Consider the following 12,409-nt stretch of genomic DNA (forward strand, 5'->3'; position numbering starts at 1 on the left):
TTAGCCCCTTAGCGATCTTTCGGGTCGAGGGCATCACGTAAGCCATCGCCGATAAAGTTAAAACAGAACAACGTGATAACTAAGAACCCAGCGGGGATCAGCAGTAACCACGGCGTGACTTCCATAGAGTTAGCGCCATCACTGAGTAAAGCACCCCAGCTACTGAGTGGCTCTTGCGTTCCTAAGCCAAGGAAGCTTAAGAATGACTCAAACAGGATCATACTTGGGACTAATAATGATGCGTAAACCACGACCACACCCAGTACGTTCGGTACGATATGACGCAGGATAATGTGGCGCGTGCTAACACCGCAGACTAACGCCGCTTCAATAAACTCTTTGCGTTTTAACCCTAATGTTTGCCCACGCACGATACGCGCCATATCCAGCCATGACACCATCCCAATAGCCACGAAGATCAATAGGATATTGGTACCGAATAACGTCACTAACAAAATAACGAAGAACATAAATGGGAAGGAGTTTAAAATCTCCAGTAAGCGCATCATGATGGAGTCGACTTTACCACCCACATAACCTGCCAGTGAGCCATATAAGGTTCCGACCACTACCGCGACTAATGCTGCCGCAACGCCGACCATTAAAGAAATTCGTCCACCAATTGCCACACGCACAAGTAAATCGCGCCCAGAAGCATCGGTACCAAAATAATGTCCCGTCGCCCAATCAGGTGGCGTTGACATCATTTCCCAGTCAGTATCATCATATAAAAACGGCGATAACATCGGGGCAAAAATCACAAACAGCGTGATAAAAAATAGCACGCATAGGCTAACAATTGCCGCACGGTTATGCATAAAGCGTCGTCTTGCATCTTGCCAAAGACTGCGCCCTTCAATATCTAATTGCTCAGAAAAATTTTCCAGAGCTTCACTATTTTTGTTGTTTAATAACATAGTGTTTCTCCGGTTCTAGTAACGAATTTTCGGGTCGATGACGGCATACAGCACATCGACAATAGCATTAAAGGCAATGGTCAATACCCCAACTAAAATCGTTAAGCTGAGCACTAACGAGTAATCGCGGTTCAGTGCACCATTGACGAACAACTGCCCAATTCCCGGTAAGCCGAAAATGGTTTCAATCACCATTGAGCCCGTGATGATCCCCACAAATGCAGGCCCCATATAAGAGAGCACTGGCAGTAATGCAGGTTTTAACGCATGGCGGAAAATAATGGTACGCAGCGGTAATCCTTTTGCTCGTGCAGTACGAATAAAGTTTGAGTGCATGATCTCAATCATCGAGCCACGGGTAATACGCGAAATACTGGCGATATACGCCAAAGAAAGCGCCACCATCGGCAAAATCATGTGCGTGACATTACCACCATCCCAGCCTCCACCGGGGAGCCATTTCAAGTGAATGGCAAAAATTAGCACCAAAAGTGGTGCCACAACAAAGCTTGGGATGACAACCCCCGTCATGGCGAATCCCATGACTGTAAAGTCCCATTTGGTATTTTGATTTAATGCGGCAATCACCCCCGCAGTAACACCAAATAACACAGCGACCACAAAGGCTGTGGCGCCTAATTTTGCAGACACGGGAAAGGCTTTCGCAACTAAGTCGTTGACACTGTAGTCTTTATATTTGAAAGAAGGGCCGAAATCCCCTTGAGAAAGTTGGAATAAGTAGTTGAAATACTGCTTATACATAGGGTCATTAAGGTGATACTTCGCCTCAATGTTGGCCATAACTTCGGGTGGAAGTTTACGTTCGCCGGTAAACGGGCTACCCGGCGCGAGTCTCATCATGAAAAATGAGATGGTGATAAGAATCAGTAAAGTCGGAATTGCTTCAAGCAAACGACGCAAAATAAATTTAAACATTGCCCTTTCCTACTTCTATTGCCATTTAGGTAATATTGCCATTAGGCTTATAGCTGGCTCACAAGGAGCCAGCCTGTTGTGATTAGTGCTTGATGATATACAGATCTTTAGTATGTAAGTTATCTAATGGATCTTTACCCGTATATCCACCCACGTATGGCTTCACTAAGCGGGTGTTCACATAGTAGTAGAGAGGCACGATAGCAGAATCTTTGTCGACCAGCTTCTCGGCTTGGTTATACAGTTCAGCACGCTCTTCGTCCGTTTTCACCTGAAGTGTTTTCTTCATGATGGCATCGAAGTCTTTGTTTTTATAATGCACGGTATTGTTACTGCTATAAGAAAGCAGCATGTTTAAGAAGGATGACGGTTCGTTATAATCCGCACACCAACCTGCACGCGCTACGTCATAGTTACCTTGGTGGCGACTATCTAAGAAGGTTTTCCACTCTTGGTTTTCCAGTTTCACCTCAGCACCAATGTTTTTCTTCCACATTGAGGAAGCTGCAATAGCGAGACGCTTATGCAAGTCTGACGTGTTATACAGTAAGTTGAATTTCAATGGATTTGCTTTGTTGTAACCCGCTTCTTCCAGCAACTGTTTGGCTTTTTCATTGCGTTGCTCCTGGGTCATATTCGCATACCAATCTGGTTTTTCTGTTTTCATGCCGCTTGCAAATGGTGGGGTAAATCCATAAGCCGGAATATCGCCCATTGCTTTGATTTTCGTGGCAATCACATCTCTGTCCATCGACAGTTTTAACGCTTCGCGAACACGAGGATCATTAAACGGTGGTTTTTCATTATTAATTTCATAGTAGTAGATACACATGTATGGGTTTACACGCAGATCTTTCGGCATAGTTTGCTGAATAGTTTTAAATTGTTCGATAGGTAAGTTAGTGTGCGTCATATCGATTTCACCGCTGCGGTAGCGGTTTACATCCGTCACTTCTGAGGCAATTGGCAGGAAAGTCACTTGATCAATGACAGTATGCGCATTGTCCCAATAGGTTGGGCTTCGCTCTAAAATAATACGTTCGTTAACTGTCCAATCTTTCAGTTTATAGGCGCCATTGCCCACAAAATTGGCCGGTTGAGTCCATTTATTACCAAATTTTTCAACCACTTTTTTATTCACTGGCGACATCGATGGATGCGCTAATAACTTAGGAATATAAGGGACAGCTTCACTTAAGGTCAGAACTAAGGTCTTATCATCCAGCGCTTTGATACCTAATTCTTCTGGCTTTTTCTTACCCGCAATTACATCATCAACATTTTTCACATGGGCATACTGTAAATAGCTCGCGTATGGGGATGCGGTATCAGGATCGGCCAGTCTACGCCAGCTATACACGAAATCTTCCGCCGTGACAGGGTCACCATTTGACCATTTGGCATCGTCACGAATTTTAAATGTCCATTCGGTAAAATCTTTGTTTTCCCAGCTCGTGGCGGAGCCCGGTAGGATTTCTCCTGCTGGGCCAACGATGGTGATCCCTTCAAATAAATCTCTTGAAAGATGGGATTCTGGCACCCCTTCAATTTTATGTGGGTCAAGGGATTGAGGCTCTGTTCCGTTATTACGAACAATATTTTGTTTTTCAGCCAGTTCGACACCTGCTGGCACCACCGCACCATAACTTGTCGCCATCGTCCCTGCCATTAACCCAGCAGCAACGCTTAAAGCAACAAATGTCTTATTCAGTAATTTGCTCATTATTTTGGTTACTCCCATACTATTGTTTTGGTTGTGTTGTTGATGCATCTGCCTACCGAGTCAGTAAGCAGTTATTTTGTTTATTACAAAATTATTAATTAGTAGAATTAATATATAACCGCTTAATATCCATGTGATCAAGAGGGTCTTCACCTTTAAATCCTCCGATTGTGGGCTTGATCATCCTTGCACTCACACGGTAATAAACGGGAACTAGTGCAGAGTCCTTATCCAGCAAGGTTTCTGCCTGTTGGTAAATCTGTTGACGAGCTTGGTCATTCGGCGCTGTTAAAGCCTCTAAAAGGAGTTGGTCATAGACTTTATTTTTATAGGCCGCCGTATTGTTGCTGTTTTCTGATAGTAATGAGTTCAAGAATGCAGAAGGTTCATTGTAATCGGCGCACCATGTTGCTCTTGCAACCTGATAATTCCCTTCATGGCGATTTTGCAGTGTGGTTTTCCACTCTTGGTTTTGCAGCGTTACCTCTGCGCCAATATTTTTCTGCCACATGGATGCCGCTACAATCGCCTGCTGTTTATTTTGGTCTGAGGTGTTATATAGCAAGGTAAACTTGAGAGGATTTTTGGCACTATATCCCGCCTCCGCGAGCAACCCTTTTGCACGTTGATAACGCTGTTCTGGCGTGAGTTTTGCCCATTCTGGCACCGCAAAATTACCATTATGGATAAACGTTGGCGTAAAACCGTAAGCCACCGTCTGTCCTTGATCGATAATTTTATTGGTGATGGTTTCTCTGTCTAAACCTAACTTAATGGCTTCGCGTACCCGAGGGTCGGTGAACGGAGCTTTTTGGTTATTAATTTCATAATAAAACGTACACAGAAACGGACGTACATACAGTTCGTTCGGCTTTTCCGCTTTCATCTTTTTGAACAGTGTTGGGGGAATAGCCGAATTACTAATATCAATTTCTCCACTGCGATAACGGTTGTTATCACTGACTTCAGAGGTAATCGCTAAAAAAGTCGCTTGATCGATCTGCGTTTTTGCGTCATTCCAATATAACGGATTACGCTTGATAATAATTCGCTCGTTGACCGTCCACTCATCCAAAACATAAGCGCCATTACCCACAAAGGAACCCGGTTGAGTCCACTTATCACCATATTTTTCAATGGCTTTACGGTTAACAGGTTTCATTGAAGTATGGGAAAGCATATCGATAAAATACGGGACGGGATGGCTTAGGGTGACTTGCAAATGTTTGTCATCAAGGGCTTTGACACCCAACGATTCTTTGGGTTTTTGACCTTTTAAAATAGCGTCTGCATTTTCAATATAAGCATTTTGTAAATAACTGGAATAAGGCGAACCGGTTTTAGGATCCGCCAAACGCTGCCAACTATATACAAAATCCTCTGCGACAACGGGGGTGCCATCGCTCCACTTGGCATCATCTCGCAAGGTAAATGTCCATGTGGTGTAGTTCTCATTCTGCCAACTCGTTGCCATACCGGGCACGGCCACACCATTAATATCGTCGTAAACCAGCCCTTCCAATAAATTTAAAATAATATTGCCTTCCGGTACCCCTTCGACTTTATGAGGGTCGAGTGAAGTGACTTCTGAACCGTTATTGACCACTATTTTATTTATGGAAGTTTTATTTGATGAGGATTTATCGGGGATTGATGAGGCTTGAGCTGAAATTGCTAATGAGAAAATGAGACAGGAAAGTAAACTGTGCTTAGTAGTGAGTTTCATCGTTGCGCCTTCTCCATTTCATAGTTACGGTTTTACAGTTAACGTTTCAACGTATGTTGAACGACGTTTAGCACGCCTCCACATTGTTGACTTACTGCTGCTCTAGTCACTGTTTCCTAAGCTGTTTTCTAATTTAACCGCCAAAAGCTTTCCTTAAAGGTGCAATTTTGCTCAGAAAGCTTATAAAAAATTACATTTAGTTAACATTTAAAGTTAAAGAATCTATTTAAAAGGGGTAACACACTTTCTCAACTTTTAAATACTCAAATAAAAACAATTAGATAATAAAAAACCTTAAATCACTCTTAAAATCTTTATCAACAATTATCCAAACATATCATTAACAATCTCTGATGAGAATAGTGAATAAATTTACGCAGCTCACATTTCCTTACTTTTTATGCCTAATTTTGCAAAAAGTGCGACACATAATCACATTTCAAATTTATCGCGTAGAGGAATTATTTTGGTTGTAAAGGACAGCTTGGTTGCACAGAACACGCCAAAATAATTGAGTGAGTATTTTGAACTCGAAAGGAATAATGGAATGACGGGAAAAGCGGATGAGAATAGCCGTCTCGTAAGACGGCTAAATAATGCTCAAACTATAAAAGCCCTGGAAATATGGCTTTAACACCGGTTACAGCGATTTCGATGCCTAATGACATAAGTAGCAGACCCATGATACGGGTGACAACGTTGATGCCCGTTTGCCCTAAGTAACGAACCAGTAAAGATGCAGAACGGAACAACAGCCAACAGCAAAAAGCGAACAAAATACTGGTTAACGCTAAACCAATAAAGTTCTGCCAGCCAGTCCAACGTGATGACCAGACAATGCACGAACTGATTGCCCCGGGACCCGCCATTAACGGAAGCGCTAATGGCACCACCCCAATACTATCTCGCACTGCAGTTTCTGTTTTTTCTTGTTTGTTCTGTTTGTCCTCACCAATTTTACCGCTGATCATCGATAACGCGATGGTGACAATCAGAATTCCCCCTGCAATACGGAATGAGTCAATTGAAATACCAAACAGCTGTAATATCGAGTCCCCCACCAACAGTGATGTGCAGAGAATAATTGCGACTGATGAGTTGGCTATCGTATTAGTTCTATTGCGGCTCGCAACGGTTTGATAGTTTGTCATACTAATAAACACAGGCAAGATACCAACCGGGTTTACTAACGCAAATAGACCAATAAAAAATTTAATATAGCCTGATAAATCAAGTAATGTTGCGCTCACCCATTAATACCCTCATAAAATTCTTAAACAAGAAACGCTTACCTGAACTAATTTTATCACTGAAATCGTTAAAATCCTTAGTTAAAGAACAATTTTGTGCATCTTAATAGAATTATTTATTGCAGCTTATCTTAATGACTAAAAAAGGATGATTTATTCACCTCTTTTTAGCGATAAATTAATCATTTTTTTGCAAATCAAGGAATCCCGTAAAAACGGCATGCTGAATGGAGTCAGCTTGCATATTTTGTGATTTAGATCACTTTATTAAATTCCCTTTTTGTTAATCTAGTCTCAACTGATAAACGCAGTGATCAATCAGTTAATTTTTACTTTTTGAGCTATTTATCTGAGATTTATAAGCCAATTAGCATGGGTGAAAAGCATTATTATTAAGTTTATCTATACTGTTGTTTTAGGTACTTATTTAGAATGGCCACTTTGGACGCTCTAGCCACAACAGCTTTTTTTAGATGCTTTGCTCATTGGCTTAAAAATTTTAACTTTATCAGGAGTAATCTATATGTCCGTAACAAACGTTACTGAACTCAATGAACTTGTTGCTCGTGTCAAAAAAGCTCAACGTGAATTTGCCAGCTTCTCTCAAGAGAAAGTGGATCGTATTTTCCGCGCCGCTGCTCTTGCTGCTGCTGATGCACGAATTCCATTAGCAAAACTCGCGGTTGAAGAGTCAGGCATGGGAATTGTTGAAGATAAAGTGATTAAAAACCACTTCGCTTCTGAGTATATTTACAACGCATATAAAGATGAAAAAACCTGTGGTGTTCTATCTGAAGACCCAACATTTGGTACCATCACCATTGCTGAGCCGATTGGTATTATCTGCGGTATCGTTCCAACTACTAACCCAACCTCTACCGCAATTTTTAAATCATTAATTAGTTTAAAAACCCGTAACGCAATTATTTTCTCTCCACATCCTCGCGCTAAAATTGCGACCAACCGTGCTGCTGAGATTGTATTGAATGCGGCCATTGAAGCTGGCGCACCAAAAGATATTATTGGCTGGATTGATTCCCCTTCTGTTGAGCTGTCCAATGCTCTGATGCACCACCCTGACATTAACCTGATCTTAGCGACAGGTGGCCCAGGCATGGTGAAAGCAGCTTACAGTTCCGGTAAACCTGCGATTGGTGTTGGTGCGGGTAACACGCCAGTTGTTATCGATGAAACTGCAGACATCAAACGTGCCGTTGCCTCTATCTTAATGTCAAAAACGTTTGATAACGGCGTGATTTGCGCATCTGAACAATCTGTTGTGGTAGTTGATGCGGTTTATGACCAAGTCCGTGAGCGTTTCTCTACCCACGGTGGCTACCTGCTGCAAGGTAAAGAGCTCAAAGCGGTACAAAATATTATTTTGAAAGATGGCAACTTAAATGCGGCTATCGTGGGTCAACCTGCATTTAAAATTGCAGAAATGGCTGGGGTTGTTGTTCCTGAAACGACTAAGATTTTAATCGGCGAAGTCAAACTTGTTGATGAGTCAGAACCATTCGCTCATGAGAAACTGTCCCCACTCTTAGCGATGTATCGCGCTAAAAACTTTGAAGATGCGGTAGAGAAAGCTGAACAGTTAGTGGAAATGGGGGGTATCGGTCACACATCTTGTCTCTATACTGACCAAGATAACCAGCATGACCGTGTCAGCTATTTTGGCGAAAAAATGAAAACGGCGCGTATTTTGATTAATACCCCTGCGTCTCAAGGCGGTATCGGTGACCTGTATAACTTTAAACTGGCGCCATCTTTAACCTTGGGTTGTGGTTCTTGGGGTGGTAACTCTATCTCTGAAAACGTAGGACCAAAACATTTAATCAATAAGAAAACCGTGGCAAAAAGAGCTGAAAATATGTTGTGGCATAAACTTCCTAGTTCAATCTATTTCCGCCGTGGATGTCTTCCAATCGCTTTAGAAGAGATAGCCACTGATGGTGCAAAACGCGTCTTTATCGTGACCGATAGCTACTTATTTAATAATGGCTATGTTGATGAAATTGTCGATGTTCTGAAAAAACACCATATTGAGACCGATGTTTTCTTTGAAGTCGAAGCTGATCCAACATTATCCGTTGTGCGTAAAGGTGCTGCGCAAATGCAAGCCTTCCAACCGGATGTAATCATTGCCTTAGGTGGTGGTTCCCCAATGGATGCCGCGAAAATCATGTGGGTGATGTACGAACATCCAGAAACACACTTTGAAGAATTAGCGTTACGTTTTATGGATATCCGTAAACGTATTCATAAGTTCCCGAAAATGGGTGTGAAAGCAAAACTGGTCGCTATCACCACCACTTCAGGTACAGGTTCAGAAGTGACACCATTTGCCGTTGTGACTGATGATAAAACAGGTCAAAAATACCCATTAGCGGACTACGCATTAACACCAAACATGGCGATTGTTGATGCTAACCTTGTGATGAATATGCCTAAATCCTTAACTGCGTTTGGTGGTTTGGATGCGGTGACTCACGCATTAGAATCTTATGTTTCTGTTCTGGCAAATGAGTTCTCTGATGGTCAAGCACTCAAAGCACTGACCCTGTTAAAGGATTATCTGCCAGCAAGCTACCATGAAGGGGCAAAAAACCCAGTAGCAAGAGAGCGCGTTCATAATGCGGCAACATTAGCGGGTATTGCTTTTGCTAACGCCTTCTTAGGGGTTTGTCACTCAATGGCACACAAACTAGGATCGGAATTCCATATTCCACACGGTTTAGCTAACGCCCTGTTGATTTGTAACGTAATTCGTTTCAACGCAAATGATAACCCAACTAAGCAAACAGCATTCAGCCAATATGACCGCCCTCAAGCACGTCGCCAATATGCTGAAATTGCAGACCACTTAGGGTTAACTAAAGCAGGCGACCGCACTGGTGCGAAAATTGAACGCTTACTGGCTTGGTTAGAAGAAATGAAAGCTGATTTAGGCATTCCTAAGTCTATCCGTGAAGCTGGCGTTGCAGAAGCAGACTTCTTAGCTCACTTAGATAAACTGTCTGAAGATGCATTTGATGACCAATGTACTGGCGCTAACCCACGTTATCCGCTGATTTCTGAAATTAAACAACTGTTACTGGATTCTTACTACGGTCGTGAATTTACTGAACAAAGTGCAGAGCCAGCGGCACCAAAAGCTGAAAAGAAAAGTAGCAAAAAATAGTTAACATACTGATGGCTTAGCCATTAATAGATAAAAAAGGCTTCAAAAGATTTAGGGTCTCCCTAACGCTTTTGGAGCCTTTCTCGTTATTTAGCCATCATAATGTACCAACTGACTGAGAAAGTGCCTTTTATTTCAGCTGGCAGCCATTACATCAACAAAACTCAGCACAATGAGCGGGTCAATTACTGATATACGTTCACTGCTATTTAAAGTTCACTGTTATTTAAAGTTTATTACTGCTGTGAAAAATAGCCTCCCTATTTATATGGATTTTAATATTTTCTAAAGCAACTGTATTTTTGTAGGTAGAAACGGTGCTAGAGGGAAGCTTGACCTAATCCAGAATCCATTATAGCCGCGCTACTCTGCCTAGCCCCTACAATAGCATACTGAAGGTTTCAGACCGTTTAAGCCGTATTTGAATAATACTGAAACAGTGAAATGCTAAACTTTATTTAGCCTACCGTTTCGAGCAGATTTGCATTTTTTGATTATATGATAATGTACCAAAGTGTGAAATTAAACTGCCATAAAAAGAAAGCCTCATGTTAAAAATATGAGGCTTATCAAATCTTATTCAATCCGTTTTTATTCTATGAGCGCTGAAAACTTATCTTCCATGCATCCTTTTTAAGAACTAGCAAACTGAGTATTTCATTAATTCATTTACTTTATTTGACAAAAATATCTTAATAATCTGATATTCCTATTTGTAACTATACGACCCTCTAATCTTAATTAATGCTTATTTGAAGTTAAACGGTATTTTTTCAATTGCACCACTATTCATTAATTGAGCTTGCTTAATGGCTTCAGAGTAATGCTTTCGGCAAACAGAGATATACTTTTCATTCCCACCAATATCCACTTGAGCCCCTTCATATACAGGGATGCCATCACCACCAATCCGTAAAACTTTATTTGCCTTACGTCCACAGTAACAAACGGTTTTTAACTCAACTAACTTATCTGCCCATGCTAATAAATACTGACTTCCAGCAAACAATTCTCCAGAAAAATCCGTTCGTAAACCATAACAGAGTACCGGAATGTCTAAATTATCGACAACGTCACATAATTGCTCTACTTGCTGTTTTGTCAGAAATTGGCATTCATCAATAAGTACGCAATGTACTTTTTGTGCATCATTCTCATTCTTGATAATTTCTGCCATATTCGTTATAGGCGAAAATAATAACGCATCCGCAGATAAACCTATCCGTGAAGATACCTTACCCTGACTGAAGCGGTTATCGATTTCAGCGGTAAAAATCAACGTACGCATCCCACGTTCGTGATAGTTATAAGAAGATTGTAATAATGAAGTCGATTTACCCGCGTTCATCGCAGAATAATAAAAATATAGCTGTGCCATTGGGCGGTTCCCTAAAAAATAATATTCGCAAATACTTTAGCATAAAGGCTTTTTAAGATTAACTTAAACCTATGTAGATAACTAAGTGTATGAATTTCCATCTATCACTATGTTAAATTAGTTCCTTTAGATCACGCATCATCTGTGTTGTAGACAATTAATCTCAAACTGATATTAACTTTATCTGGTATAGCCACTGGCTCATATTGCCAAATTGATTCTGTCAAAAAAAGAAAATTTACGTTAAAACATCCATTGATACATCGACAAACAAAAGGTAATGGTTATCACTAGGCTATTAATATAAAATTTAGTGGCATTTTCTAATTACCTTTTTTCATTAGTACCGTTATTGATAATAGAACAATTTATAGCAACGAAAATTTTTATAATTCTTTTGTAAAAAAATTGCATTCGTTAAAGATAACTTTTAAACTACCAAAGTAATTTAGCTATTGCAGAATTTAAAATAGCACTCTATTATTACTGTACACATGCCAACATATAAAATTGAGACCAGGAAAATGAGCGAATCATTAAAAGCATTAAATAACATCCGTACGCTTCGTGCTCAAGCACGAGAAGTTACTTTAGAATCTTTAGAAGAAATGCTGGAAAAATTAACTGTCGTTGTTGATGAACGTCGTGAAGAAGAAAGCCAAGCTCGCGCTGAAGTCGAAGAACGTAATCGCAAACTGGAAAAAGTTCGCGAAATGATTTTAGAGCAAGGCGTAGATTTAAATGACCTTCTGCAAACTATGGATTCTGGTAAAAGCACCAGCACTCGCGCTAAGCGCGCTGCTCGCCCAGCAAAATATAAATATGTTGATGAGAACGGCGAAACTAAAACTTGGACAGGCCAAGGTCGTACTCCAGCAGTAATTAAAGTTGCAATCGAAGAACAAGGCAAATCTTTAGACGATTTCTTAATCTAATATTGATACCCCTTCAAATTCTAAACACCCTTTTTATAAGGGTGTTTTTATTTATAGCAGCCTTATTAATATCCACTTATCATCCCCTATGCTTCACTCCCTTCACCTATTTTTAATCAAAAAGAATGATACAAAATAAAATATACGTTAAAGTAAAGTTACGTAATTTAATCCAGTGATATTCTTTAAGTTCTCTCTAGGCACCCTACACTAATTATTTTACGCGCCATACGGGTTATATTGATTTATATTATATAACTGACATTTAATGACATTTAAAAATTGAGTACTCCTTTTTACATATTCCCATATAAAGCACCTATAAAAAAAGCCAACCATAAAGGTTAGCTTTTATCTGTA

The 12,409-nt window shown here is 40.5% G+C and carries 8 protein-coding genes; 2 read left to right on the forward strand and 6 right to left on the reverse strand.

All coding sequences use genetic code 11. From position 1 onward, the window contains the following. Window positions 1-8: 8 nt before the first annotated feature. From oppC to QS795_RS08885, 5 genes are all read right to left on the reverse strand, one after another. Window positions 9-917: an oligopeptide ABC transporter permease OppC gene (gene oppC, locus QS795_RS08865; RefSeq protein WP_154603725.1), complete on the reverse strand. Its 909-nt coding sequence runs from the start codon at window positions 915-917 to the stop codon at window positions 9-11. Between the two features lie 15 nt (window positions 918-932). Beyond that, the gene (oppB, locus tag QS795_RS08870; RefSeq protein ID WP_154603724.1) at window positions 933-1,853 is read right to left on the reverse strand and encodes an oligopeptide ABC transporter permease OppB; all 921 of its coding nucleotides are present in this window, start codon (window positions 1,851-1,853) and stop codon (window positions 933-935) included. 82 nt (window positions 1,854-1,935) lie between these two features. Beyond that, on the reverse strand, window positions 1,936-3,522 hold the full coding sequence (gene oppA, locus QS795_RS08875) for an oligopeptide ABC transporter substrate-binding protein OppA (RefSeq protein ID WP_418055378.1): 1,587 nt from the start codon (window positions 3,520-3,522) through the stop codon (window positions 1,936-1,938). 148 nt (window positions 3,523-3,670) lie between these two features. After that, window positions 3,671-5,302 (reverse strand): ABC transporter substrate-binding protein, encoded by a 1,632-nt coding sequence (locus tag QS795_RS08880; protein ID WP_286271170.1) that lies wholly within the window; start codon window positions 5,300-5,302, stop codon window positions 3,671-3,673. A 605-nt stretch (window positions 5,303-5,907) separates the two neighbouring features. After that, window positions 5,908-6,552, reverse strand: a complete 645-nt coding sequence (locus QS795_RS08885; protein ID WP_036956506.1) for a YchE family NAAT transporter — start codon at window positions 6,550-6,552, stop codon at window positions 5,908-5,910. Between the two features lie 523 nt (window positions 6,553-7,075). Between QS795_RS08885 and adhE the strand changes: the two genes are divergently transcribed. After that, the gene (adhE, locus tag QS795_RS08890; protein WP_154603722.1) at window positions 7,076-9,736 is read left to right on the forward strand and encodes a bifunctional acetaldehyde-CoA/alcohol dehydrogenase; all 2,661 of its coding nucleotides are present in this window, start codon (window positions 7,076-7,078) and stop codon (window positions 9,734-9,736) included. 748 nt (window positions 9,737-10,484) lie between these two features. Here the strand turns inward: adhE and QS795_RS08895 are convergent. Then, window positions 10,485-11,114, reverse strand: a complete 630-nt coding sequence (locus QS795_RS08895; RefSeq protein ID WP_154603714.1) for a thymidine kinase — start codon at window positions 11,112-11,114, stop codon at window positions 10,485-10,487. A 524-nt stretch (window positions 11,115-11,638) separates the two neighbouring features. Between QS795_RS08895 and hns the strand changes: the two genes are divergently transcribed. Further along, the gene (gene hns / locus QS795_RS08900) at window positions 11,639-12,049 is read left to right on the forward strand and encodes a histone-like nucleoid-structuring protein H-NS (protein WP_006661675.1); all 411 of its coding nucleotides are present in this window, start codon (window positions 11,639-11,641) and stop codon (window positions 12,047-12,049) included. The last annotated feature ends 360 nt before the right edge of the window (window positions 12,050-12,409 follow it).

This window comes from Providencia zhijiangensis (genome assembly GCF_030315915.2).
Taxonomy (GTDB): domain Bacteria; phylum Pseudomonadota; class Gammaproteobacteria; order Enterobacterales; family Enterobacteriaceae; genus Providencia; species Providencia zhijiangensis.

Coding starts and splice junctions, on each gene's coding strand:
- oppC (WP_154603725.1), bottom strand. CDS start 917: ATGTTATTAAACAACAAAAATAGTGAAGCTCTGGAAAATTTTTCTGAG.
- oppB (WP_154603724.1), bottom strand. CDS start 1,853: ATGTTTAAATTTATTTTGCGTCGTTTGCTTGAAGCAATTCCGACTTTA.
- oppA (WP_418055378.1), bottom strand. CDS start 3,522: ATGGCAGGGACGATGGCGACAAGTTATGGTGCGGTGGTGCCAGCAGGT.
- QS795_RS08880 (WP_286271170.1), bottom strand. CDS start 5,302: ATGAAACTCACTACTAAGCACAGTTTACTTTCCTGTCTCATTTTCTCA.
- adhE (WP_154603722.1), top strand. CDS start 7,076: ATGTCCGTAACAAACGTTACTGAACTCAATGAACTTGTTGCTCGTGTC.
- QS795_RS08895 (WP_154603714.1), bottom strand. CDS start 11,114: ATGGCACAGCTATATTTTTATTATTCTGCGATGAACGCGGGTAAATCG.
- hns (WP_006661675.1), top strand. CDS start 11,639: ATGAGCGAATCATTAAAAGCATTAAATAACATCCGTACGCTTCGTGCT.